The sequence below is a fragment of the Celeribacter arenosi genome (genome assembly GCF_039539485.1).
In the GTDB taxonomy this organism is placed as follows: Bacteria; Pseudomonadota; Alphaproteobacteria; order Rhodobacterales; family Rhodobacteraceae; genus Celeribacter; species Celeribacter arenosi.
Map to the genome: position 1 here is coordinate 936,165 of NZ_BAABDF010000007.1, position 21,951 is coordinate 958,115.

Genomic DNA, 21,951 nt, shown 5'->3' on the forward strand with positions numbered 1-21,951 from the left:
CAGAACACCGCTAAGAGGGGGGCATGTCTATGCCCCCCATTTCTTTGCCCACCATCCGTCTGAAACCCAAAGCCAACGCACGCGCCATTCGTCACGGCGCGCCGTGGGTTTATGACAATGAAATCGTCACGGACCGGCGCACCAAGGCGCTGGCACCAGGGTCGATTGCGCGCCTCGCGGATGCCGAAAACGGCTTTCTCGCGCTCGTGGCAGTTAATCCCAACAGCCGTATCTTTGCGCGTGTGCTTGACCGTGATGAAGAAGCGGACATCGACAGAGACTGGATTGCGGCGCGGATCAAAGCGGCTCTGGCCCACCGCGACCACCTCTATGATGCGCCGTTCTATCGCCTCGCGCACGCCGAGGCAGATGGCCTGCCGGGTGTGGTTATCGATCGCTTTGGCGATACTGCCGTGTTGCAGCCCAACGCAGCATGGGCAGATGCGCGCGCGGACCTTTTTGTAGAAGCTCTGCAATCAGTCACCGGCGTGTCAAACGTCCTGCTGAACGGCTCGGGTCGGGCGCGCTCTCTTGAGGGGCTGACGGATCAGTCTTCGCTTCTGGCGGGTTCGATCACTGCGCCGATCCCTGTGCAGATGAACGGGGCGACCTATATTGCCGATCTCATGGAGGGGCAGAAAACCGGTCTCTTCTTTGATCAACGGCCCAACCACGCCTTTGCGCAGCGTCTAGCCAAGGGGGGGGAGGTGCTCGACGTCTTCTCCCATGTCGGCGGTTTTGCTCTCGCCACATTGGCGGGTGGCGCGGCCACGGCGATGTCGGTGGACAGCTCGGCTGCTGCGCTCGACCTCGCCACGCGCGGCGCACATGAAATGGGTGCATCAGATCGTTTTGAGACCCGCAAAGGCGATGCCTTTGACGTCATGTCCGCGCTCTTTGAAGAGGGGCGTCGTTTCGACGTTGTGATCTGCGATCCGCCCGCATTCGCACCTTCGAAACCCGCGCTTGAAAAGGGGCTGCGCGCCTATGAACGCGTGGCATTAATGGCGGCCAAACTCGTGCGCGAGGGCGGATACCTCGGTCTGTGTTCCTGTTCCCACGCCGCCGATCTGGAAAAATTCCGCACCGCCTGCAATCGCGGCATCGGTCGTGCGGCGCGGTCCGCGCAGTTGATCCACACCGGTTTTGCGGGGGCGGATCACCCGCTCATGCCGCAACTGGCCGAAAGCGGGTATCTCAAAGCGCTGTTCTACCGGATGATGCCGTGAAGGCACTGCTGGACGCCTGCGTGCTTTACCCCACGGTGATGCGCGAAATCCTGTTGTCCGTGGCCGCAAAAGGTCTCTTTACGCCCCTGTGGTCCGATCGCATCCTCGAAGAATGGGCCCGCGCGGCGCGCAAACTGGGTCCACAGGGCGAAGTTCAGGCGCGGGGCGAAATCGCCATGGTGCGCGCGGGATTTCCCAAAGCGTCGATCGGGAATTGGGAAGGCGTCGCACAGCGTCTCTACCTATCGGACGAAAACGATATCCATGTTCTCGCCGCCGCCGTCGTGGGGGATGCCGATGTGATCATCACGATGAATGCTAAAGATTTTCCACGCCATGTCCTCGCCGAAGAGGGACTCGACCGCGCCGATCCCGATAGCTTTTTGTGGCGCATCTGGTCGGATCATCCCGATGTCGTCGCGGGTGCCGTTGAAGAGGTGCGCGCACAGGCCGAACGCCTCTCGGGCGAGCCGTGGGAAGTTCGACGGTTGCTCAAAAAGGCGCGCCTGCCACGATTGGGCAAAGCGCTGGCGGGTTAGCCCTGCCACTTTTCTTCATTGCTTTCGATTGCCGCAATCCGTTCCTGCGACTTTGGATGGGTCAAAAGCCACGCAGGCATCGAGGCACCACGGTTTCCCGTCAGGCGGGGCAGTTTTTCAAAGAGCGCTTTTTGCGGCTCCGTTCCCAATCCGGCCTTGATCATCAAGGCACTCGCATAGGCGTCCGCTTCGAATTCGTCATTGCGCGACAGCTTGGCGGTCAGCAGGCGGATCACCTGATTGGCAATCCATGGTCCGATCACGGGGATAAAGCGCGACAGGATCATCGCGAGGCCAGTGCGCAGCGCATTCTGGCCCGAGAAATCCACCATCCGCCTTTTTGAATGGCCCAGTGCGACATGGCCGATTTCATGGGCCACCACCGAGGCCAGTTCAGCCGCCGTAATGTCCCCCAACCGGAATTTGTCGTACATCCCGCGCGTGATAAAGACCCGCCCGTCGTGGGCGGCCAATGCATTGACCGTCGGGACTTCGTGGATTTTGACCTGCACGCGGGCCACGTCGAGCGCGGTTGCGAGGCGTTTCAACACATCGTTCAGGGTCGGGTCGACCAGATCCACAGAATTCGCATCAAGCTGCCGCTTCTGGTTCCATGCCGAAAAATGGAACATCAGAAAGCCATAGGCCAAGGCGAGCAGGATCGGAGTCAGACGAAGCATGCCCATTATATGGGGTAGAGCGGGGCCGAGGGGAAGAGGGTCAGGAGGTGGCGCGTTTCACGCTACCTCTGCGCGCGGCCCTTTGCGCCGCCATGACCGACCGGATCCAGAGCGCGGCGATCAACGCGACCACAATTGCCACGAGCAGGCCGATCACATCGCCAAGGATCTCTGCGACGGTGGCCACAGACCCCGAAAAAGCATAGCCGAGCCAGACATAGAGGTTGACCCAAATCGCCTCACCCAGAATGTCCCAGACTGTGAAACGGCGCCATTGGAGGCGCGTGGCGCCCGCCACGATGTTCACATAGGGGCCGAGCGGGGCGAGGGCCCATGTTGAAAAGAACACGCCGATGCCACCGCGTTCGTCGACCAGTTTGCGCGCCCGCGCGACAACCGCACGCCGTGACGGCGCGCGTTCAAGGCGTTCGATGACGGGGGCGCCGCCAAATCGTCCCACCATATATCCGGCCTGATCTCCCAATACCGCGCCGGCAAAGGTCGCTGCGAGCAGGGGGGGGATCGAAATGTCTCCCGCGGCGGCCAATGCGCCCGCCGTCAACATCATCAGAGAGGTCGGGATCGGGACGAGCAGACAGGATAGGAACGCGGAGATGAACACCGCCCATGTGCCGTAACTGCCGACAAGTGCGAGGAATTGATCGGTCATGGACGCTTTGCCCCGTTTCCACGCTCGGGGCGGTTCTCACGAAAGTCTTCAACGGCAACGCGCGCGGCCTCGACCAACGTCTCTACGGGAACGTCGCGCAAATGGGCGATATCAATGAGGTTCATAGGGCCTTTGGGGGGCGGCATCGGCGCGCCGACAGCCTCCAGCACAATCTCGGGGGGCACGTGCCAGCTATGGGCGATATACCCCGGCGTCATCCATGGCTCGATGGGCTGTTGGCGGCTCTCGGCCCCATGCCAGTAGAACCAAAATGCCAAGCTGCGCACCGTGAAAAAGCCCGCCATCGCAATCGACAGCACGAGCACAACAGTGGCAATCGGGGCCGCTCTCCAGAACCGGCGCAAACGAGTGAACATAAAGATGGGCCTCTTTTTACCGCCGCTCTCGCGACCTTATACGCCCAAAGGCGAAAATTCCGTCACTTTCCAAGTATCTTCATGCCGCGCTCCAACCCGTTCAGGGTGAGCGGCACCATGCGGTTCTCGAAAATCTCCCCGATCATCCTGATTGACGGCGTGTAGCCCCAATGGGCCTCGGGCACCGGATTGATCCACATGTGATCGGGCCATGTCGCGCAGGCCCGCCGCAGCCAGACCTCGCCGGCCTCCGCGTTCCAATGCTCGTTCGCCCCACCGGGCATGGCGACCTCATAGGGGCTCATCGATGCATCGCCCACAAAGACCGCTTTGTAATCGCGACCGAAGGTGTTGAGCACATCCCTCGTGGCGGTCTGTTCGGTCCAGCGCCGTTTGTTGTCGCGCCACACGCCCTCGTAGAGGCAGTTGTGGAAATAATATGTCTCGAGGTGTTTGAACTCGGATCGCGCGGCAGAGAATAATTCCTCTACCACACGGACGTGATCGTCCATGGAGCCGCCGATGTCGAAGAACATGACGACCTTGACCGCATTGCGCCGCTCGGAGCGGGTTTTCACGTCGAGATACCCGTGTTGCGCAGAGGACCTGACCGTGCCGTCAAGGTCGAGCTCTTCATGCGCCCCATCGCGCGCCCATTTGCGCAGCCTCTTCATCGCCATCTTGATGTTTCGGGTGCCGATTTCCACGTCATCGGCCAGATTGCGGAATTCCCGTTTGTCCCACACTTTGACCGCGCGGCGATGGCGCGATGTGTCCTGACCGATCCGGATGCCTTCGGGGTTGGATCCATAGGCGCCAAAGGGCGATGTGCCGCCGGTGCCGATCCATTTATTGCCACCCTGATGGCGCCCCTTTTGTTCCTCGAGCCGCTTCTTGAGCGTCTCCATGAGGGCGTCAAACCCACCCAGTCGCTCGATCTCTTCGAGTTCCTCGGCCGACAGAAATTTCTCTGCCTCGCGGCGCAGCCAATCCTCCGGGAGATCGAGTGCATTTAAGACATCTTCTGAAGAAATTGCTTCAAGCCCTTCAAAGGATTTGGAAAAGGCTCGATCAAAGCGGTCGATGAAGCGTTCGTCTTTGACCAATGTCGCGCGCGCGAGGTAGTAGAACGCCTCGGCGTCATAGGTGACAAGACCCGCTTTCATCGCCTCTAGAAACGACAGAAATTCCCGCAGCGAAACCGGCACGCCATCTTTGCGCAATTGCTCAAAGAACGGCAGGAACATGGGTTAGTTGAACCGGTCTACGAGGACCCCGAAAAAGAGCCCGAGGATGGAAAACAACAGCGCGTAGACCGCAATATATTGCAGTTTGTCGTTACGGTCGCCGCCCCGTTTCGACGCGGTTCGCCATCCGACATAGCCGCCAAGTAGGGTCATAAGAATTGCGATCAAAGTTCTCTCTCCGTCACCATCGTGATGCGCGATCTAGCGCGCAAGGCCGCTGATTTCGACCACCCGCGCGCGGATCGCCGCGTCAGAGCCAAACCCATATCGCGCCCAGCCCAAACTGTCGAGACGCACAGCACGCGCCTCGCCGGGGCGTCCCAATCCGTCCAATGCCGCCGCCTGCGTCAATCCCAACGTGGCCAAAAGGGCTGCGTTCTGGGCGTTTCGCGCCGCCGGAATTGCGCGGGCGGCGGTGCGTTCGGCGTCGGCATAGTCGCGTTCTGCCAAGGCAAGCGCGGCCAGTTGCATGGCCACATGCGACTCCTGAATGTCACCCCCGTGGCGCGCATAAAGGGCCTTTGCGCTCAACAATGCCTCGCGCGCCGCATCACGATCCGCCCCGAGCGACAAACGCCCGATGAGGAACCATGCAAATGCGATGCGCCCGTCGTCCCAACCCCGATCCTGCGCATAGCGTAGCGCGCGGGCGGCGGCGGCCCGACGTTGGTCGGTCGCAGTGCCTGACATGGCGCGCTGGATGTCTTCGACCCACGACTGTGGCGTTGGCGATATGCGCCGTGACCCCATGCCTTCACCGCGCGGGTTCAGTCGGGCCAGAACGGTCGGCAGCGCGCGCGCGACCTCGGCGCGACTCATCCCGTTTCGCAGGTCGGGCGCGTAGGTCACGCGCAGCATCAACATGTCAAAACCGGTCAAAACCGAGTGCATATTGTCGTCGTTGAACACGGAGTCCGTCAGGCGGTAGAGATCATTGAGGGGCCCGAGCGCCTGTGCCAGTTCCTCGTGCAGGCAATCGCGCGCTTCTTGGGGCGGGCTGTCTTCGGGTAGGAAAATGGCCAGTTGGCGACGCTCGGTGACGCGGGTCCATGACACCGCTGCGCGCCGTGCGCTGCGAAACTCCGACCAAGAACCCACATTTGGCGCGACGATGCAGGCGGTATTGGGCGCGCGTTGCGCCAGTTCGCGGGCTGGCACCGTCTCAATGGAAATGACCGCGGGGCGGTCGGACGCAACCACAGTGATATCGATCCCTGCCTCCCGCGCCAGCCGCATGCGCAGCCCGTCCAGATCGGCCCGCAGTGTCGGGATGCGCCCCGCGTCAAGCACGCGCAACGTGATCGGCCCCTCAATGCGCGTGAACCGTTCCAGCGCGACCCCGTTTTCCAGATTGAACGACAGGTCGATGAAATCGCGCGCGAGCTCTGCGTTCGAACGCGTGACGGGGGCAGGGGTGAACGCCCTGAACTGCGCCATTGCGGGCAAGTCCAGCGCAGCCCCGTTTGCGGGAACCTCGCGCGTGCTCGGCACGCAGGCGCTTAGTGATGTCAGGGCGAGGAGGGCGCAAATGGCGCGGGCAAATATCATCGCCCGTCACGCCGCGCCATGAAAGCGAGGCGTTCGAAAAGCGCGACGTCCTGTTCGTTCTTGAGCAAGGCACCGTGCAGTTTGGGCAAGGCATTTGCACCGTCTCGCGCGAGGTCTTCGGGCGTGAGATCTTCGGCCAGCAGAAGTTTGAGCCAATCGAGAACCTCGGAGGTCGACGGCTTTTTCTTGAGCCCCGGCGTGTCGCGGATCTCGTAGAACTGGGTCAGGGCGGTCGTCAAAAGGCGCTCTTTGATGTCGGGAAAGTGAACAGAAACAATCTGTTTGAGCGTCTGAGCGTCCGGAAAGCGGATGTAGTGGAAAAAGCAACGGCGCAGAAAAGCGTCCGGCAATTCCTTTTCGTTATTCGAGGTAATGATGACGATTGGGCGATGCTTGGCGCGGATCGTCTCACCTGTCTCGTAGACGTGGAACTCCATGCGGTCGAGTTCCTGCAAAAGGTCATTCGGGAACTCGATATCGGCCTTGTCCACCTCGTCGATCAGCAACACAACACGGGCGTCGGATGTAAAGGCCTGCCAGAGTTTTCCTCTTTTAATATAATGCTTTACGTCCTCAACGCGCGGATCGCCCAACTGGCTATCGCGCAGGCGCGACACGGCGTCGTATTCGTAGAGCCCCTGCTGTGCGCGGGTGGTCGATTTGATGTTCCATTCGACAAATTCCAACCCCAGATGCGTCGCCACCTGACGTGCCAGTTCCGTCTTGCCGGTGCCGGGCTCGCCCTTGACCAACAGGGGGCGCTCTAGCGTCACGGCCGCATTGACCGCGACCGTTAGATCGGGTGGGGCGATATAGGTTGTGGTGGATGAAAATGACATGTTGTCAGAGCCTTGTGGTGGGAAAATCAATGGGCGACCGGCGTTGTGTATTAGTTAGGAATACAAGGCACATCTAGTAGTGACAATCCCGTGCTGACGCGCTAAACGGGCGGCCAAAGGAGGACCCCAAATGGCAGAAAACGCAAATGAGGGTGTCCATGACGGAGCAGTGGGGAGCACGATGAAAGCAGAAGTATTTCTGTCCGACGATTACCGTCCAGCTGATGACGAACCATTTATGAATGAGCGTCAGCTCGAATATTTTCGCCGCAAACTGGTCAATTGGAAGGCCGAGTTGCAGGACGAAAACCGGCACACCATTGAAGGCCTTCAGGACGGCACCCGAAACATTCCCGACATCACCGACCGTGCATCCGAGGAAACCGATCGCGCCCTCGAATTGCGCACGCGGGATCGTCAGCGCAAGCTGGTGACCAAAATCGACGCGGCCCTGCGCCGGATCGAAGAGGGTGAATACGGGTATTGCGAAAAGACGGGCGAGCCGATTTCTCTCAAACGTCTGGACGCTCGTCCAATCGCGACCATGACGCTTGAGGCGCAAGAACGCCACGAGCGCCGCGAGAAGGTTCATCGCGACGACTGATCGGTGCCTGATAGGCGTCAATTCGTCCCGATGACGGAACGGTAAAAACATGAAAAAACACCGGTGCCAAAGCGCCGGTGTTTTTCGTCCGGCAGGGCGCAGCGAAAAGGGGAGCCGATATGCTTATCGGTCAGGACATCGGCATACTCGGAGGCGGTGTGGCAGGCCTCGCGGTTGCCCGCGCGATCGCTCTGCGCGGCGCAAAGGTCACGCTCTATGAGCGCGCGCCCGAGATTGCGGAAGTCGGTGCGGGTCTGCAGATCACCCCCAATGGTGCACGCGTCCTCGCTGCACTAGGCTTGGATGCGCCGTCGCGCGCCATGCGATCGCGCGCTGTCCGTTTGATGGATGGCTATCTGGGCACCGATGTTCTGACGCTCGATTTTGCGCGTTTCCGCCCGCAGTCCGATTTCCTGCTCATGCATCGCGCGGACCTCATCGCCCTGTTGGAAGAGGGCGCGCGCGAGGCGGGTGTCGATATCCGTTTGGGCCACGATGTGCGCGCGATCGATGAAGAGGCAGATGACGTCACGCTGACTTTCCAGATGGGGGGAAAGGCGCGGCATGACGTGGTGCTCGGCGCGGATGGGCTGCACTCCATTCTGCGTCCGATGCTGAACGGGCCTGAGAAAGCGTTTTTCACCGGCCAAACAGCATGGCGGGCCACGGTGCCCGCGATGGGCACCGAAGAACCGGTCGCGATGGTGCATATGGCCGCCGGTCGCCACGTCGTCACCTATCCGTTGCGCGACGCCTCGCTGGTCAACATCGTCGCCGTCGAAGAACGCCCAGAATGGTCCGACGAAGGGTGGCACCATGCAGGCGATGTCTCGCAGATGATGTCGCATTTCACCAATTTCTGCCCAGGTGTCAAAGGGCTGCTGTCACGGGTTGAAGAGGTCTCGCGCTGGGGGCTTTTCCGCCATCCCGTCGCACGAAAATGGCATTCGCAGCGCTGTGCCTTGCTAGGCGACGCGGCCCATCCAACGCTCCCCTTTCTGGCACAGGGCGCGAATATGGCGTTGGAGGATGCATGGGTGCTCTCCGATTGCCTCGCGACCCTGCCGCTCGATCAGGCGCTGGTGGCTTATCAGGCGAAACGCCATGCGCGTGTCGAACGAGTCATTGGTGCCGCCAACGCAAATGCGCGCAACTACCACCTGTCTGGGGTGGCGCGAACGCTGGCGCATACGGCTCTGCGCGCGACCGGAAAAATTGCGCCAAAACAGGTGGTTGAACGTTTCGCATGGCTCTACGACTTTGATGTTACCGCCGGTTAGTCCCGGCGATCACACCCGTTTCTGACCTGCGCCCTCAGGCGTCCTGAAGCGCACTCACAATGCCCGAGAAATCAGCCGCCTTGAGCGATGCCCCTCCAACCAATGCGCCGTCTACATTCGACGTCGCAAAGATTTCGGCGGCATTTGATGGCTTGACAGAGCCGCCGTATAGGAGCGGCACAGTGTCCGCGCCGCCGCCAAAACGCGCGGTGAGGGTGGCGCGCATGTCGTCATGAACTTCGCCGATCTGTTCGAGCGTAGGAACCTTTCCCGTGCCAATGGCCCAGACCGGTTCATAGGCGACGACGAGGCGCGACAGGTCGATCCCGTCGGGCAGGGACCCTGCGAGTTGGGCGCGGATCACGTCGAGCGTTTCGCCCGCCTCGCGCTGCGCCAAAGTTTCACCCACACAGACAATCGCCGTCAGCCCGGCCTCCAGAGCCGCCACGGTTTTTGCGGCGACAATAGCATCGGTTTCGCCATGATCGGCGCGACGTTCGGAGTGGCCGAGGATCACATAGTCCGCACCCGCATCGACGAGCATCTGCGCCGACACATCGCCGGTATGGGCGCCCGATGTGTTCATGTGGCAATCCTGACCGCCCACGGACACCTTTGTTCCTGTGAGCACATCGGCCATTGCTGTGACCAAAGTCGCAGGCGGGCACAAAAGGATGTCGATTGTGGGGGTCGGAAACATGTCAGCGAGCGTCTTTGCCTCGGCAAGGGACGCTTTGACGCCATTCATTTTCCAGTTTCCCGCCGCCAGTTTGCGTGTCATGTGCCTGTCTCCCAATGAAATTTCAGCCGCATCATTGCAGCCTGTTGCAGGCAGTCAACCATTGTCGAACGCGGGATGCTCTGATCTGGCGCAATGCCTAGAGGGCTGCGAGCGCGCGGCGGCCCCAATCGCTGGCCATTTCGGGATCATCAAGGGCGTCATCGGGCACCGTCCAATAGCCCATCGGACCGCGCGGGGTTATGAATTGCCGCGCGCCGGCGGCCTCCAACTCTGCGGCAAAGGGGCCTTTGGCCTTGAGATACACGGCACCTTCACTATCGAGGGACGCGAAAATGGTGCCCGCGTGGTAGATCGCCAAGCCGCCCATCATTTTGCGCGTGGTGATTTGGCCTAGCGGAGCAAAGAGGTCCTCCGCGCGGGCGATCATTTCAGGTGTGATGCTCATGCGCGCGCGGCCTTTCGTGCCTTTTCTCGGCGCTTCTTTTGTGCGGCGGCGAGCGCCGGTGGATAGGACAGGCGTGCCCATTCGATGGCCTCATCGGGATCATCGGTCGCACTATCGGGCAGGGCCATCAGCGATGTGACGACCTGATCTCCCTTTGCCTTGGCATAGGTGAAGGGGCGTGCCCCGGCGGTTTCATAGGCCGCCCGCGTTGTCGCATCCGATTTCATCCAGATTGTGCCGCCAAGGATGCAGGCGAACATGACGTCGCCCTCAGCATAGAGCGCCGTGCCGCCAAACATTCCACCGGTTGAAATGTCGCCGAGATCCCCAAATAGGTCGCGCGCATGGGCGATCTGATCAGGGGAGGCGGGCATCAGGGCTGACCTGCAGCCTGTCCGATGTTTTCGTCGAACTTGATCGACTCGCCGCACCCGCAGGCGTCCACGACATTGGGGTTCTTGAACTTGAACCCCGCTTCGAGGAGCGAGACCTCGTAGTCGATTTCGGTGCCAAAGAGGAACATCTGCGCCATCGGGGCGATCATCACCCGTGCACCATCCTGTTCGACAATCTCGTCATGCGGATCAATGTCGCTGACGTAGGCCATCGTGTATTCCATGCCTGCGCAGCCGCCCTTTTTCACGCCAATGCGCAGCCCCTTAGAGCCGTCTTTCGCCATAAGTTTGGCGATTTGCGTGGCGGCGCGATCGGTGATCGTGATCGCCTGTTTTCCGGGAATGCCGAACATGCAGTGGTCTCCTTTGGGCGTTAATGTAAGGCGCGTAGGGCGGGTTCACAAGGAGGGCAGAGCGTCTCGCAGCGCCATCACGCCAATTGTGACCGCAATGGCCCAGCCAAATGACGCCAGCGTGCCGATAATCACGTATTCGGCCATCTTGCTGTTTTGCGTGGCTTCAAAGCGCAGCACCGATTTGGCCGCGACCAGAAAACCGATCCCCGCGGCCATACCGCCGAGCATCAAAAGGAAAATAAGCCCGCGTTCGAGGGTCCCGATGAGGAACCCGCCCTGCGGCAGGGTTTCGGGCTTTTCGGTCTCGTCAAAGCGCGCCATGAGCATTCCAACCGCGAAACCGCCCGCACGCGTGACGTAGATGAAGCCCGCGAGGAGCAACATGGCATGCGCCACCCAGGCCGGTGCGGCGCCCCATGCACCATCATGCCACAGGGCAGGGAACAGGATCGCGACGAGGGCCAGCGTTGCGAGGTGCAATGTCTGGTCGACCACATGCGGCCCTGCGGTATCGGCGAGTAGATGCGATTTGATCGTATCAATCGCCAAATGCGCCCCCGCCACGATCAGCAACGCCGTCACCGGCATTTGCCCGACACAGGCCATCGCCGTCAACAACACGACGAGGGCGTGGCCAAGCAGAACTTTTGGCGCGCGTTTATTGGCGACCATGGTGCGCGTCTGAAACACATAATCGGCGAGCACATGGGCGAGAAAAAGCGCGGCGAGGGTGCTGGGCATCAGGTGTTCTCCATCGTCATGAGGGCGTCGCGAACCTCGTCGACCCATGCGGCTTCTAGGGTTTTGGAGACGGATTGGCGGGATTTGTCCAATTCGCGGGCGATTTGGGACGAATTGACAGAGCTGTTCGGGGGCAGGGCATAGAGGATCGTCGCTGCCTGATTGGCGGTCCATTCACCGCTGACGCGCCCGAGAAGGATGGCCATGCCTTCATGTGCGCCGCCCTTATTGTATTTGAGGCGGTGTTTTGACGATTTTGCTGCCTCTAGTGAGCGTCCGGATGCCTGAAATACCTCTTCGGTGGCGTCGTTCAGGTCCGTTGCTATATCGCCCGTCACCGTGCCCTGCGCGATGCCGATGTAGCTGTCGAATTCGGGGCCCAGCGCCTTGAGGGCCGCGCGAAAGGCCAAACCCGAGCGCAGCGCGTATTTCGGCTCGGCCAGCGCCACTTGCCAGCCATCGCCGCGGTGGCGGGTGAAATGGAGCGGCGCGCCCATCCATGCCTCTTGCAGTCGGGCGCAATTTTCCAACGCGGCGAACGCGCGCTCGATTTTTTGCGCCCCGAGTTTGGTCGACCCGACGAGGTCTCCGGTCAAGACGGCGATCTGGTGTGTTTTCTGACTCATTGTGCAACCAATATAGGGTGCAATGGTAAATATGCAACCAAAAAGGGTTGCGTATCGAAGTCGCAATCAAATGCGGATGCTATTTGCCCTATGCACCCTATTTGGGATGCGTTTAAGTGCGCGCCATCAGGATTGTCGCAACCGCCTCCAACGCCGCGCGCACCGGCGGATCGTGGCGGGCGTCATGGTGGCTGACGAGCCATTCGTCATGGGTGAGCTCGTCGATCACAGGCGAAACCTGAACCAGACCGTCCAGAGATTTGCCCACAAAAACCGGTAAAACCACACGACCGATACCGCCAAGGGCGAGATCGGCCTCCGCGCGCGTATCCGACGCGGTCGTCACAATCTCATCCGGTTTTGCATCCCGAAGCCAACGTTGCGACGGCGCCGAAGCGGCGGTTTCCGGAAGGGTGATATAGCCCTGAACGACCTCGGATGTGGCGAATTCGGCGTAGGTGATGGTGCCGGTGCGCCGTCCGGCGAGCCACGGCTGATCGGGACGGCGTTTGCGAATGCCGATATCGGCCTCGCGCCGCGCGATATCGACCATGGCATTGGAGGCGACGAGTTCCGGAATCCAGATCGCGTCCGGCGTCCAAACCGTCCCCATGCGCTTGGAGATGAACTGCGACGTCCAATGCCCCGCCGTTATGCGCACGCGGGGTCGGGTTTGAACGGCGTTGAACGCTGACAGGCGACGCGCCGCCGCGCGCAACGGTTCAGCCTGCACCACAAGGGCACGCCCATCCGCGGTCAACGAGTAGCCCCGTTTGCCGCGTTCAAACAATCGCTTGCCCAGCCGTCGTTCCAGTTCTGCCATGCGCCGAGACAGGGTCGGGGCAGGGGTGCCCGTCGATTTCACCGCACCTGACAATCCGCCCCCGTCTGCGACGGCGAGGAACAGAAGGAAATCGTCCAGTTTCGGATTGTCTTCCATTAATGAAACTCACCTTGCGAAATCTGCCGCTATTCAGGGGCGGCACGACGCATACATTGGGGCAAGTAGTTTCATTAATGCAAGGAAAACGAAATGCACATTCTTCCCATGCGTCTCCCGTCGCCGCCCGAAATCCCGAAATACGGCTTTGCCGCCGAACGCGAAATATACCGCGAAAGGCTTCGCCAGATCGAACGCGACCGCAAACCGTGGTGGCATGTGGCCCGCCGCGCACCCAGAGGCATTCAGGTGGGCCGACAAGTCTGCACAGACTAAAACGGCCCCCGAAGGAGCCGCTTGATCACGCATTGTCGAGTGGCGTTACATGAAGCCCAATTCGAGGCGCGCCTCGTCAGACATCATTTCCATGCCCCAGGGCGGATCCCACGTCAGATCGACGTCGACCTGTTTGACCCCGGGCAGGGGTTCGATCGCATCGGCGACCCATCCCGGCATCTCGCCGGCCACGGGACATCCCGGCGCGGTCAGCGTCATGATCACCCGAACCGCGTTTTCGTCATCGATCTCGATCGTATACACGAGGCCGAGGTCGTAAATGTTTACGGGGATTTCAGGGTCATAGACCGAACGGCATGCCTCAACCACCACTTCGTGAAGCGGATGATCCGTGCTCGATGGTTTGATGAGAGGGGCACCCTCGATTGGGCTCTGCTCGGCGGTCATGTCGATCCTCGTCCATTTCTGACCGAATATATAGGGATAGCGGTGGGCGACGTCCACCCCGCGCGATGGGGCTAATTGCCTACGCGCAAGCCTGCGACCCTGCGGATCCATATTTTGCGCCACCCGAACACTGGCCCAGAGAAATGATTAGGGGTATGTCCCGCGCCATGACCCAAAGATTCTCGTTTTCCCTCGCGGCCACAGACGGACGCGCCCGCACCGGCACTATTTCCACCCCGCGTGGCGACATCCGCACGCCGGCCTTCATGCCCGTGGGCACCGCCGCAACGGTCAAGGCCATGATGCCCGAAAGCGTCGCCGCCACAGGCGCGGACATCCTGCTTGGCAATACCTACCATCTGATGCTGCGCCCCACGGCGGAACGTATCGACCGTCTTGGCGGGCTGCACAAATTCATGAACTGGGACAAACCGATCCTGACCGACAGCGGCGGGTTTCAGGTGATGAGCCTCGCGGACCTGCGAAAGCTGACGGAAAAGGGCGTGACATTCCGCTCTCACATCGACGGGTCCAAACACGAGCTGACGCCGGAGCGGTCGATGGAAATCCAGCGCCTGCTTGGCTCCGACATCGTCATGGCCTTTGACGAATGTCCCGCGCTGCCTGCCGACCGTGACCGGATAACGGAATCGATGCGCCTGTCGATGCGGTGGGCCGAGCGCAGCCGCGACGCCTTTGGTGATCGCCCGGGTCATGCGCTGTTCGGTATCCAGCAGGGCGGGTTGGAGCAGGACCTGCGCGCCGAGAGCGCCGAGGCTCTGACCAAAATCGGCTTTGAAGGATATGCCATCGGCGGCCTGGCCGTGGGCGAAGGGCAGGAGGCGATGTTTGCCTGTCTCGACTATGCGCCCGACCAACTGCCGGTCGACAAACCCCGTTACCTGATGGGCGTGGGCAAACCCGATGATATCGTCGGGGCCGTCAAGCGCGGCGTCGACATGATGGACTGCGTTCTGCCGTCACGTTCCGGTCGCACGGGGCAGGCGTGGACGCATCGTGGTCAGGTGAACATCAAAAACGCCCGCCACGCCGATGATCCGCGCCCTCTGGACGAAACCTGTAGCTGTCCGGCATGCAGCAACTATTCGCGCGCCTATCTGCACCACGTTTTCCGCTCCGGCGAGATGATTTCCGGCATGCTGCTGACATGGCACAACCTGCATTACTATCAGGTCATCATGCAGGGCATGCGCGACGCGATCGCATCGGGCACCTTTGCGGCATGGGAAAGCGATTTCCATGCCAAGCGTGGCGAAGGCGATATTGAACCGATCTGACAACGCTACGGTCTCCGCACGCCCGAAAAAACGCGGGACAGGCGGCAAAGGGGCCTTGGCCTAGGCGGATTGCTGCAACTGCACCGATGAAATCGGCGAATTGTGGCCGTAACGTCAGGTCATAGAGCTTCGTTCACCTATATTCGTCATATTTGCGCCAAATAACCCTGTTTTCCCCGTGTCGCGGGCCGCTTTGGCGTCCACATGACACGTAGTTTTACAAACTGGTCCGTTTTTGGACACCCAATCAGGTCTGGCGCAATGGCAACGTACTCTTTCGGCATCGTCGCTTTCGAAGATATGAGCGTGAACCAGGGCAACCCCCTGACGACGAACCACACGCAACGCGCAAGTGGCACGTTCACGGTGAACGACAATGCGTCGCCGATCCGCATCTATGTCAACGACGTGGATGAGGATCGCGATGGAAACCCAGTTCCAGATAGCGATACCACCTTCGACGACGCCTATATCGACACGGGCGCACCGCAATTGCTGGCCGAGCCCGTGACCATCAATGGACAGCTTTTTGAAAAAGACTCCGTTGTCGAACTGGAATTCCGCGTCAACACAACCACTGGCGAGAATTTCTATTTTGTCCGCATTGACGGTGTAAATATCGGGATGGGCGGCACGGTCCTGCCGCAACCGGGCACGACCTACACGCTGGACGACTCCTTCGATGGGCAGAGAGACGCGTTTGAGGACCTCGCCTGTTTTACCGCCGGCACATTGATCGACACGCCGGATGGCCCCAAGCCGGTTGAATCCCTCACCGTGGGCACAGAGGTCCTGACCCGCGACAACGGGGTGCAAAAGGTGGTGTGGCAGGGGCAAAGAACTCTCGATCTCGAAGAGTTGAAGGCCAATCCACGGTTCCTGCCGGTCCATATCGGTGCCAACGCGCTGGGTGAGCATGAAGCGCTGACCGTTTCGCCACAGCATCGGGTGTTGGTTGGCGGGTGGCGTGCGGAGCTGCTGTTTGCGCATGCCGAAGTCTTGGTCGCGGCCAAGGCGTTGATCGATGGCGTGGGTGTCACACAACCCGAGGCAACCGGTCCGGTCACCTATGTCCACCTGCTGTTCAAGAGCCATGAGGTCATTTCCTCGGGTGGCCTGTGGTCGGAGAGTTTCGATCCGGCTGCGCAGAATGTAGAGGGACTTGCACGTGATGCGCGCGCTGAACTATTCGCGCTTTTCCCCGAACTCGACGGGCAATTGGGTGACTTGCCGACCGCATATCCGGTCGTGCGCACCACCCACGCTCATCTTTTGAGCGCCGCCTGAGCGTCCTCGCGGCACGCGGCCCCATTTTTCGGATTATCGTTAACCCGACTCCCGCATTTTGCACGCTCGCGTTAAGGTTGTGCAGGCGAAATCATGCCGTTTTCACAAATTCCACGTGAAAAGGGTGGGGATAACCGAATTTCCACCCTTGCGAGATACACCCTGCATCGGCACACTCGCTGGAAAACTTGGATTGGTTGCAATTGGGGGGCACCCGCCCCAGATATAGAAACCAAGACAGGAAGGGATCCCAGTTGCCGATCTTCGGGACAAGGTCCTTTTGCCAAGAAGGAAATATGATGCACGAGCAAGACCAATCCTACCCCGTCCTCCCACTGCGCGACATTGTGGTCTTTCCCCACATGATCGTGCCGCTCTTTGTCGGACGTGAAAAATCGGTGAAAGCCCTCGAAGAAGTGATGGCGCAGGATAAACAGATCCTGTTGTCGGCACAGATCGACCCTTCGGTGGACGATCCCGACGAAAGCGGTATCTACCGCGTCGGCGTGCTGGCGAGCGTTCTGCAGCTTTTGAAATTGCCTGACGGCACCGTGAAGGTGCTGGTCGAAGGTGCACACCGCGTGCGTCTGACCGAGTTCGTCGAGAACCCTGTGTTCTTTGAAGCCAAGATCGAGCCGCTCGACGAAATCGACGGTGATCTTGCCGCCATCGCTGCGCTGGAACGCTCGGTGCGCGAAGAATTCGAACATTACGCCAAAGTGAAAAAGAACGTCCCCGAAGAGGCGCTGGCTGCCGTCACCGATACGCGCGAGCCCAATAAGCTCGCCGATCTCGTGGCCGGTCACCTCGGCGTGGAAGTCGAGCAAAAACAGAAGCTTCTCGAAACGCTTGGCGTCGATGAACGTCTGGAAGCGGTCTATGGGCTGATGCAGGGCGAAATGTCGGTCCTGCAGGTCGAGAAAAAGATCAAGACCCGCGTGAAGACCCAAATGGAGCGCACCCAGCGCGAGTACTATTTGAATGAGCAAATGAAGGCCATTCAGAAGGAACTCGGCGATGGTGAGGACGGCGCGAATGAAATCGCCGAACTCGAAGAGAAAATCGAGGCGACCAAGCTATCCAAAGAGGCCCGTGAAAAGGTCGATGCCGAGGTCAAAAAGCTCAAATCCATGAGCCCGATGAGCGCCGAGGCCACGGTGGTTCGCAACTATCTCGACTGGATGCTTGGCGTTCCGTGGGGTGTTAAGAGCCGCGTGAAAAAGGATCTCTCCCGCGCGCAGGATATTCTCGACAACGATCACTATGGCCTTGAAAAGGTTAAAGAACGCATCGTCGAATACCTTGCGGTTCAGCAGCGATCGAAGAAACTCAAAGGCCCGATCATGTGCCTTGTGGGGCCTCCAGGCGTGGGTAAAACCTCGCTCGGTAAATCGGTTGCACGGGCCACGGGGCGCGAGTTTATTCGCATCTCTCTGGGCGGCGTGCGCGACGAGAGCGAAATCCGCGGCCACCGCCGGACCTACATCGGCTCCATGCCCGGCAAGATCATTCAGGCGCTGAAAAAGGCGAAAACCACGAACCCGCTCATCCTGCTCGACGAGATCGACAAGATGGGGCAGGACTTCCGTGGCGATCCCGCGTCGGCCATGCTCGAAGTATTGGACCCGGAACAGAACTCGACCTTCATCGACCACTATCTCGAGGTGGAATATGATCTGTCGAACGTGATGTTCCTGACCACGTCGAACAGCTACAACATGCCCGGACCGCTTCTCGACCGGATGGAGATCATCCCGCTTTCGGGTTACACCGAAGACGAAAAGGCCGAGATCGCCAAGCAGCACTTGATCCCCAAACAGATCAAGAACCACGGTTTGAAAGCCAAAGAGTTCTCGATCACGGATGAGGCGGTGTTTGACGTGATCCGCTACTACACCCGCGAAGCCGGTGTGCGGAACCTCGAACGCGAATTTGCCAAATGCGCCCGTAAGGCCGTGACGCAGATCGTGAAGAAAGAGGTCGAGTCGGTGCAGATCACGCCTGAAGTGATCGAAGACTACCTCGGCGTGCGAAAATTCCGTCACGGTCTGGCCGAGAAAGAGGACCAGATCGGTGTTGTCACAGGGCTGGCCTATACATCGGTCGGCGGCGATCTGTTGCAGATCGAGGCGCTGAAATTGCCCGGAAAAGGTCGCATGAAGACCACCGGCAAGCTCGGCGACGTGATGAAGGAAAGCATCGATGCGGCCTCATCCTATGTGCGCTCGATTGCGCCGCAGATCGGGGTCAAACCGCCGCAGTTCGACACGATGGACATCCACGTGCACGTGCCCGATGGCGCGACGCCAAAGGACGGGCCCTCGGCCGGCTTGGCCATGGTGACGACGATTGTGTCGGTTCTGACCCGCATTCCGGTGCGCAAAGACATCGCCATGACGGGTGAGGTATCGCTGCGCGGCAATGCGACGGCGATCGGTGGCCTGAAGGAAAAACTCCTCGCCGCTCTGCGCGGTGGCATCAAGACGGTGTTGATCCCTGAAGAGAACGTCAAGGATCTCGTCGAGATCCCCGACAACGTGAAAGAAGGGTTGGAAATCATTCCCGTCACGCATGTCTCCGAAGTGCTCGCCCATGCGCTGGTTCGCAAACCCGAACCCATCGAATGGGATGAGGAAGCCGAAGAGGCCGCGCGTCTCGCCCGTTCGATCAATGCGGGCGCGGAAGGGTCATCTGCCACGGCGCACTGATCTGTCCTAGGTCAGACATCGAATGATAAAAAAGGCGCCTCGGGGCGCCTTTTTTCTTTTTCTACAGAGAGTTTTGGTCATTTCCTAAAGTGACAATCCCACCGCAACCTGTGGTGGCGTCACTGCAAATCGACCCGAAAACCGATATGCCTTATCCGTCCGTTTCAGCCGCAGCGTCGTCGCTCGACGCGAGCGCAACACCAATCAGCGCAAGCAGAAGAACAGGCACAACCCAGTTCGACCCACCGGAGGAGGATCCCCCCTGTTCGATCATCACGGGCTCATCAATGACCGGCTCGGAATAGCCGCCAGCATGTGCGGAGCCAGCAATCATCATAGCGACGGCAAGTGCGCCGGTAATTTTCTTAAATTTCATTCTCTTCCCCTGTTGAATGACGTTGTTTTCACTCGGCTTCTCACGAACCCGCAGCAAATCATACCACCGGTCGGCGATTTATCAAAACGGTCTTGTCACAGCCCCAAAGCCGGCTAATTCGCGTTTGCCAAGGATCGGTGCAGGGCAGTAAGGTCGAGCAAACAGAAAGTAGAGGTCCAAATGGCCACGCCAAAAACACCCGCCAAGCCGAAGATACCTGTCACGCCGAAAATACCCGCTACGCCCGAAAAAGACGCCGCGTCCGAGCCCGGCAATGCCGTGTCCAAACGCGACTTCCTGAACCGCGTCACACAGGCATCCGGTGCCAAGCGTAGCGTGGCCAAAAAGGTGCTCGAAGCGGCCATGAAGGAACTCGGTGACGTGCTGCAAGAGGGCAAAGACGTCAACCTGCCACCGCTGGGAAAACTCTCCGTCAACCGGATGAAGGAAGTGCCCAACGCCCATGTCATGGTCGTCAAATTGCGCCGCTCGAAAGCGATGCTGGCCCCCGCGGTGGATGACGCTCCGGAGGGCACCGACGAAAGCTGATAAATCTGGCTGAGCCCCCCTTGCATCGCTGGGATGGCCTCGCTAATACACGCGCCACGGCGGGTGATTAGCTCAGTGGTAGAGCGCTTCGTTCACATCGAAGATGTCAGGAGTTCAAATCTCTTATCACCCACCACCGGCATTCAAAGGGCGCTCCTCGGAGCGTCCTTTTTCATGACGCGCCTGCGTGACAAACTCACAGACATGGGGCAGGGCGCGGGCCATAACCGCCTCATGAAAATCATAGATCGCATCCCGACCCTGACCTTCGTTTTCGCCGCGCTTACATTGGGCCTCGCGCCCTTTGTGCCCGAACCGCATGTCTGGGAGAAACTCAACATGCTCGTCTCCGGCACGCTGATAGCACCGGTGGACATCTTCGATCTGGTCTTCCATGGCGCCCCTTGGGTGCTGCTCGCGCTCAAACTCACGCGCCCATCGCCCTCTGACGCGTCCTGAGTTCCTCAGTCGGGCGATAGCATCGCCTGCGCGTGTTCAAGGAGCGTATCGCGACCTTCCAAAAACCCATCCACATCAAAGGCATAGGTTTCGTGGGGCGGTATGCCGGAGCTTTCGAAAATTACCCCATCGGGGTTTCGGTAGACCTGATGGGAGAGCGTGAATTGCCACCCGTTCGGTAGGTCGCGCACCATCATGTCCGATAGCGAGCCATTGGTGTTTTCCCCGATAAGGCGCACCTGCGGCAGTTCGCGCAGCGCCAGCGCAAAGATCTCGCCTGCGCTGACGGTTTCGCGGCTGTTCATAACCACCACAGGCACGGTGAGGGGGGAAGGTGCGCCGCGCGCGATCACCTCCGTGGGCGGCGTAAAGACTCCCGGTGCAATCTGGGTCACCTTTGTGCCCGCGCTCCAATCCGCGCCTGAAAATAGCCCCGCGTAGATCAGTGCCACCGCATCCGAGCCGCCGTTGTTGAACCGGTTATCGATGATCACGCCCGCCGCATTGGCATAGACCGCCGCCAGCCCCGCGACGATGCGCTGTGCCTCATCGACCTGTTGGTCGGCCAGCGAGGGTTCGGTTTCCATGTGATGGAACGCCATGTAGGCAATATCACCGTCGAGCCACCCGTGGCGGATACCGCCGGTTTCAACAATCTGGCGGGCCGAGACGAGGTAGCTGTCGCTCACTTGCCAGAAATCACGTGCGTCCTTGTCCCATTCGGCGGCCACTTTGGGGGTATAGTCGCCCTCCGGCGTGATCAGATTGACGTGCCTGTCTTCGATGCCGGACAGGCTTTCTTTGAGGACGCGAACCAGAACGGCAGGGTCGTAACTCTCGCCGATATCCGCAAGCGCCCTGTCGCGGCGCGCGTCCCAATCGATGCCGTGCAGGTCAAAGAACGGGTAATAGGTTGCGAGGGTTTGCCAGAACACGTCATAGGTTTCGCGCGGACCGGCTGGCCGTCCCTGCAAGCACTGCGATGGCAGTCCGTCACGCTTTACGGCCGTCACATCATTGATGATATCGGAGACTTCCACCCGCAATTGGCCGTCCACGACCGACATATCATAACCCGCAAGCGTGCGCGCCAGACCGAGATGGGCCGGAAAGCTCTGCCACGGCAGGCAGGAGACCGGCGAAATCTCGTGGATGCGGATCACAAAAGGCGAGACGTCAAAGACGAGGCCATAGCCTTCGCTCTCCCATATGCCGCGCATCTCTTTGGGCGGGCGCGACGGGTACCAGAGCGCGGCCAGAACCACCGCCGCCAGCCCGAGCGACATCGCAATCAGACGCAGCGTGATCGCAAGGACACGGGAGAGGGGCATG

At 60.1% G+C, this 21,951-nt stretch carries 27 protein-coding genes and 1 tRNA gene; 11 read left to right on the top strand and 17 right to left on the bottom strand.

Annotation, left to right across the window (positions count from 1 at the left end; genetic code table 11):
- The first annotated feature begins 29 nt into the window (after nucleotides 1-29).
- On the top strand, nucleotides 30-1,229 hold the full coding sequence (locus ABD815_RS12265; protein ID WP_425549870.1) for an RSP_2647 family RNA methyltransferase: 1,200 nt from the start codon (nucleotides 30-32) through the stop codon (nucleotides 1,227-1,229).
- Nucleotides 1,226-1,768 carry an RSP_2648 family PIN domain-containing protein gene (locus ABD815_RS12270; RefSeq protein WP_344847472.1) on the top strand — a complete coding sequence of 181 codons (543 nt, stop codon included), beginning with the start codon at nucleotides 1,226-1,228 and terminating at the stop codon, nucleotides 1,766-1,768. The genes ABD815_RS12265 and ABD815_RS12270 overlap by 4 nt, the downstream gene beginning before the upstream one ends.
- On the opposite strand, the gene ABD815_RS12275 is transcribed toward ABD815_RS12270, so the two are convergent.
- The 7 genes from ABD815_RS12275 to ABD815_RS12305 all read right to left on the bottom strand — a co-directional run bounded on the left by ABD815_RS12275 (nucleotide 1,765) and on the right by ABD815_RS12305 (nucleotide 7,129).
- Complete coding sequence (locus ABD815_RS12275) at nucleotides 1,765-2,448, bottom strand: M48 family metallopeptidase (RefSeq protein ID WP_344847473.1); 684 nt, start codon at nucleotides 2,446-2,448, stop codon at nucleotides 1,765-1,767. The genes ABD815_RS12270 and ABD815_RS12275 overlap by 4 nt on opposite strands.
- 40 nt (nucleotides 2,449-2,488) lie before the next feature.
- Nucleotides 2,489-3,118, bottom strand: coding sequence for a DedA family protein (locus tag ABD815_RS12280; protein ID WP_344847475.1), 630 nt, complete (start codon nucleotides 3,116-3,118; stop codon nucleotides 2,489-2,491).
- Entirely contained in the window at nucleotides 3,115-3,495 is a 381-nt protein-coding gene (locus tag ABD815_RS12285) for a hypothetical protein (protein ID WP_344847477.1), read from the bottom strand. The genes ABD815_RS12280 and ABD815_RS12285 overlap by 4 nt, the downstream gene beginning before the upstream one ends.
- A 62-nt stretch (nucleotides 3,496-3,557) precedes the next feature.
- On the bottom strand, nucleotides 3,558-4,742 hold the full coding sequence (locus ABD815_RS12290) for a vWA domain-containing protein (RefSeq protein WP_344847479.1): 1,185 nt from the start codon (nucleotides 4,740-4,742) through the stop codon (nucleotides 3,558-3,560).
- 3 nt (nucleotides 4,743-4,745) lie between these two features.
- Nucleotides 4,746-4,910: an apolipoprotein acyltransferase gene (locus ABD815_RS12295; RefSeq protein WP_344847480.1), complete on the bottom strand. Its 165-nt coding sequence runs from the start codon at nucleotides 4,908-4,910 to the stop codon at nucleotides 4,746-4,748.
- 33 nt (nucleotides 4,911-4,943) lie between these two features.
- Nucleotides 4,944-6,290 carry a DUF2927 domain-containing protein gene (locus ABD815_RS12300; protein ID WP_344847481.1) on the bottom strand — a complete coding sequence of 449 codons (1,347 nt, stop codon included), beginning with the start codon at nucleotides 6,288-6,290 and terminating at the stop codon, nucleotides 4,944-4,946.
- Entirely contained in the window at nucleotides 6,287-7,129 is an 843-nt protein-coding gene (locus tag ABD815_RS12305) for an AAA family ATPase (RefSeq protein WP_344847483.1), read from the bottom strand. Before ABD815_RS12305 ends, ABD815_RS12300 begins: the two co-directional genes overlap by 4 nt.
- A 181-nt stretch (nucleotides 7,130-7,310) precedes the next feature.
- Here ABD815_RS12305 and dksA point away from each other — a divergent pair, with 181 nt between their 5' ends.
- Both dksA and ABD815_RS12315 read left to right on the top strand, forming a co-directional pair.
- A complete protein-coding gene (dksA, locus tag ABD815_RS12310) occupies nucleotides 7,311-7,733 on the top strand; it encodes an RNA polymerase-binding protein DksA (RefSeq protein ID WP_344848639.1) in 423 nt (140 codons plus the stop codon).
- A gap of 119 nt (nucleotides 7,734-7,852) precedes the next feature.
- Nucleotides 7,853-9,013 carry an FAD-dependent monooxygenase gene (locus ABD815_RS12315; RefSeq protein ID WP_344847485.1) on the top strand — a complete coding sequence of 387 codons (1,161 nt, stop codon included), beginning with the start codon at nucleotides 7,853-7,855 and terminating at the stop codon, nucleotides 9,011-9,013.
- Between the two features lie 34 nt (nucleotides 9,014-9,047).
- Here the strand turns inward: ABD815_RS12315 and tpiA are convergent, their stop codons facing one another.
- The 7 genes from tpiA to ABD815_RS12350 all read right to left on the bottom strand — a co-directional run bounded on the left by tpiA (nucleotide 9,048) and on the right by ABD815_RS12350 (nucleotide 13,258).
- Entirely contained in the window at nucleotides 9,048-9,794 is a 747-nt protein-coding gene (gene tpiA, locus ABD815_RS12320; protein ID WP_344847487.1) for a triose-phosphate isomerase, read from the bottom strand.
- Nucleotides 9,795-9,891: 97 nt separating this feature from the next.
- Entirely contained in the window at nucleotides 9,892-10,200 is a 309-nt protein-coding gene (locus ABD815_RS12325; RefSeq protein ID WP_344847489.1) for a TfoX/Sxy family protein, read from the bottom strand.
- On the bottom strand, nucleotides 10,197-10,574 hold the full coding sequence (locus ABD815_RS12330) for a TfoX/Sxy family protein (protein ID WP_344847490.1): 378 nt from the start codon (nucleotides 10,572-10,574) through the stop codon (nucleotides 10,197-10,199). Before ABD815_RS12330 ends, ABD815_RS12325 begins: the two co-directional genes overlap by 4 nt.
- Complete coding sequence (locus tag ABD815_RS12335; RefSeq protein WP_344847491.1) at nucleotides 10,574-10,948, bottom strand: HesB/IscA family protein; 375 nt, start codon at nucleotides 10,946-10,948, stop codon at nucleotides 10,574-10,576. Before ABD815_RS12335 ends, ABD815_RS12330 begins: the two co-directional genes overlap by 1 nt.
- Before the next feature lie 45 nt (nucleotides 10,949-10,993).
- Complete coding sequence (locus ABD815_RS12340; protein WP_344847492.1) at nucleotides 10,994-11,692, bottom strand: DUF3307 domain-containing protein; 699 nt, start codon at nucleotides 11,690-11,692, stop codon at nucleotides 10,994-10,996.
- Entirely contained in the window at nucleotides 11,692-12,318 is a 627-nt protein-coding gene (locus tag ABD815_RS12345) for a hypothetical protein (RefSeq protein ID WP_344847495.1), read from the bottom strand. The genes ABD815_RS12340 and ABD815_RS12345 overlap by 1 nt, the downstream gene beginning before the upstream one ends.
- 112 nt (nucleotides 12,319-12,430) lie before the next feature.
- On the bottom strand, nucleotides 12,431-13,258 hold the full coding sequence (locus tag ABD815_RS12350) for a LysR family transcriptional regulator (protein ID WP_344847498.1): 828 nt from the start codon (nucleotides 13,256-13,258) through the stop codon (nucleotides 12,431-12,433).
- A gap of 93 nt (nucleotides 13,259-13,351) precedes the next feature.
- On the opposite strand from ABD815_RS12350, the gene ABD815_RS12355 reads away from it, so the two are divergent.
- Entirely contained in the window at nucleotides 13,352-13,534 is a 183-nt protein-coding gene (locus ABD815_RS12355) for a hypothetical protein (RefSeq protein ID WP_344847500.1), read from the top strand.
- 45 nt (nucleotides 13,535-13,579) lie between these two features.
- Here the strand turns inward: ABD815_RS12355 and ABD815_RS12360 are convergent, their stop codons facing one another.
- On the bottom strand, nucleotides 13,580-13,942 hold the full coding sequence (locus ABD815_RS12360) for an SUF system Fe-S cluster assembly protein (protein ID WP_344847502.1): 363 nt from the start codon (nucleotides 13,940-13,942) through the stop codon (nucleotides 13,580-13,582).
- A 167-nt stretch (nucleotides 13,943-14,109) separates the two neighbouring features.
- Here ABD815_RS12360 and tgt point away from each other — a divergent pair, with 167 nt between their 5' ends.
- From tgt to lon, 3 genes are all read left to right on the top strand, one after another.
- Entirely contained in the window at nucleotides 14,110-15,240 is a 1,131-nt protein-coding gene (tgt, locus tag ABD815_RS12365) for a tRNA guanosine(34) transglycosylase Tgt (RefSeq protein ID WP_344847504.1), read from the top strand.
- A gap of 261 nt (nucleotides 15,241-15,501) precedes the next feature.
- On the top strand, nucleotides 15,502-16,527 hold the full coding sequence (locus tag ABD815_RS12370) for a Hint domain-containing protein (protein ID WP_344847506.1): 1,026 nt from the start codon (nucleotides 15,502-15,504) through the stop codon (nucleotides 16,525-16,527).
- 296 nt (nucleotides 16,528-16,823) lie between these two features.
- Nucleotides 16,824-19,235: an endopeptidase La gene (lon, locus tag ABD815_RS12375; RefSeq protein WP_425549859.1), complete on the top strand. Its 2,412-nt coding sequence runs from the start codon at nucleotides 16,824-16,826 to the stop codon at nucleotides 19,233-19,235.
- A 151-nt stretch (nucleotides 19,236-19,386) separates the two neighbouring features.
- Here lon and ABD815_RS12380 read toward each other — a convergent pair whose 3' ends face one another.
- Entirely contained in the window at nucleotides 19,387-19,611 is a 225-nt protein-coding gene (locus tag ABD815_RS12380; protein ID WP_344847509.1) for a hypothetical protein, read from the bottom strand.
- Between the two features lie 180 nt (nucleotides 19,612-19,791).
- Between ABD815_RS12380 and ABD815_RS12385 the strand changes: the two genes are divergently transcribed.
- The 3 genes from ABD815_RS12385 (at nucleotide 19,792) to ABD815_RS12395 (ending at nucleotide 20,619) form a co-directional block, all read left to right on the top strand.
- A complete protein-coding gene (locus tag ABD815_RS12385) occupies nucleotides 19,792-20,160 on the top strand; it encodes an HU family DNA-binding protein (RefSeq protein ID WP_344847511.1) in 369 nt (122 codons plus the stop codon).
- Nucleotides 20,161-20,221: 61 nt separating this feature from the next.
- Nucleotides 20,222-20,296: transfer RNA gene (locus ABD815_RS12390), tRNA-Val, on the top strand.
- Nucleotides 20,297-20,334: 38 nt separating this feature from the next.
- Nucleotides 20,335-20,619 (top strand): RND transporter, encoded by a 285-nt coding sequence (locus ABD815_RS12395; RefSeq protein ID WP_344847512.1) that lies wholly within the window; start codon nucleotides 20,335-20,337, stop codon nucleotides 20,617-20,619.
- A gap of 5 nt (nucleotides 20,620-20,624) precedes the next feature.
- Here ABD815_RS12395 and ABD815_RS12400 read toward each other — a convergent pair whose 3' ends face one another.
- Nucleotides 20,625-21,950: a S41 family peptidase gene (locus ABD815_RS12400; RefSeq protein WP_344847513.1), complete on the bottom strand. Its 1,326-nt coding sequence runs from the start codon at nucleotides 21,948-21,950 to the stop codon at nucleotides 20,625-20,627.
- Nucleotide 21,951: the final 1 nt, after the last annotated feature.

Bases quoted from the DNA above. Each gene is read 5' to 3' on its own strand.
- ABD815_RS12280 (WP_344847475.1), bottom strand. From the start codon at position 3,118: ATGACCGATCAATTCCTCGCACTTGTCGGCAGTTACGGCACATGGGCG.
- ABD815_RS12395 (WP_344847512.1), top strand. From the start codon at position 20,335: ATGACGCGCCTGCGTGACAAACTCACAGACATGGGGCAGGGCGCGGGC.
- ABD815_RS12340 (WP_344847492.1), bottom strand. From the start codon at position 11,692: ATGCCCAGCACCCTCGCCGCGCTTTTTCTCGCCCATGTGCTCGCCGAT.
- ABD815_RS12380 (WP_344847509.1), bottom strand. From the start codon at position 19,611: ATGAAATTTAAGAAAATTACCGGCGCACTTGCCGTCGCTATGATGATT.
- ABD815_RS12345 (WP_344847495.1), bottom strand. From the start codon at position 12,318: ATGAGTCAGAAAACACACCAGATCGCCGTCTTGACCGGAGACCTCGTC.
- ABD815_RS12290 (WP_344847479.1), bottom strand. From the start codon at position 4,742: ATGTTCCTGCCGTTCTTTGAGCAATTGCGCAAAGATGGCGTGCCGGTT.
- ABD815_RS12305 (WP_344847483.1), bottom strand. From the start codon at position 7,129: ATGTCATTTTCATCCACCACAACCTATATCGCCCCACCCGATCTAACG.
- ABD815_RS12265 (WP_425549870.1), top strand. From the start codon at position 30: ATGCCCCCCATTTCTTTGCCCACCATCCGTCTGAAACCCAAAGCCAAC.
- tpiA (WP_344847487.1), bottom strand. From the start codon at position 9,794: ATGACACGCAAACTGGCGGCGGGAAACTGGAAAATGAATGGCGTCAAA.
- ABD815_RS12300 (WP_344847481.1), bottom strand. From the start codon at position 6,290: ATGATATTTGCCCGCGCCATTTGCGCCCTCCTCGCCCTGACATCACTA.
- ABD815_RS12330 (WP_344847490.1), bottom strand. From the start codon at position 10,574: ATGCCCGCCTCCCCTGATCAGATCGCCCATGCGCGCGACCTATTTGGG.
- ABD815_RS12285 (WP_344847477.1), bottom strand. From the start codon at position 3,495: ATGTTCACTCGTTTGCGCCGGTTCTGGAGAGCGGCCCCGATTGCCACT.
- ABD815_RS12315 (WP_344847485.1), top strand. From the start codon at position 7,853: ATGCTTATCGGTCAGGACATCGGCATACTCGGAGGCGGTGTGGCAGGC.
- ABD815_RS12360 (WP_344847502.1), bottom strand. From the start codon at position 13,942: ATGACCGCCGAGCAGAGCCCAATCGAGGGTGCCCCTCTCATCAAACCA.
- dksA (WP_344848639.1), top strand. From the start codon at position 7,311: ATGAAAGCAGAAGTATTTCTGTCCGACGATTACCGTCCAGCTGATGAC.
- ABD815_RS12385 (WP_344847511.1), top strand. From the start codon at position 19,792: ATGGCCACGCCAAAAACACCCGCCAAGCCGAAGATACCTGTCACGCCG.
- ABD815_RS12370 (WP_344847506.1), top strand. From the start codon at position 15,502: ATGGCAACGTACTCTTTCGGCATCGTCGCTTTCGAAGATATGAGCGTG.
- ABD815_RS12355 (WP_344847500.1), top strand. From the start codon at position 13,352: ATGCACATTCTTCCCATGCGTCTCCCGTCGCCGCCCGAAATCCCGAAA.
- ABD815_RS12275 (WP_344847473.1), bottom strand. From the start codon at position 2,448: ATGCTTCGTCTGACTCCGATCCTGCTCGCCTTGGCCTATGGCTTTCTG.
- lon (WP_425549859.1), top strand. From the start codon at position 16,824: ATGATGCACGAGCAAGACCAATCCTACCCCGTCCTCCCACTGCGCGAC.
- ABD815_RS12325 (WP_344847489.1), bottom strand. From the start codon at position 10,200: ATGAGCATCACACCTGAAATGATCGCCCGCGCGGAGGACCTCTTTGCT.
- ABD815_RS12335 (WP_344847491.1), bottom strand. From the start codon at position 10,948: ATGTTCGGCATTCCCGGAAAACAGGCGATCACGATCACCGATCGCGCC.
- tgt (WP_344847504.1), top strand. From the start codon at position 14,110: ATGACCCAAAGATTCTCGTTTTCCCTCGCGGCCACAGACGGACGCGCC.
- ABD815_RS12350 (WP_344847498.1), bottom strand. From the start codon at position 13,258: ATGGAAGACAATCCGAAACTGGACGATTTCCTTCTGTTCCTCGCCGTC.
- ABD815_RS12400 (WP_344847513.1), bottom strand. From the start codon at position 21,950: ATGCCCCTCTCCCGTGTCCTTGCGATCACGCTGCGTCTGATTGCGATG.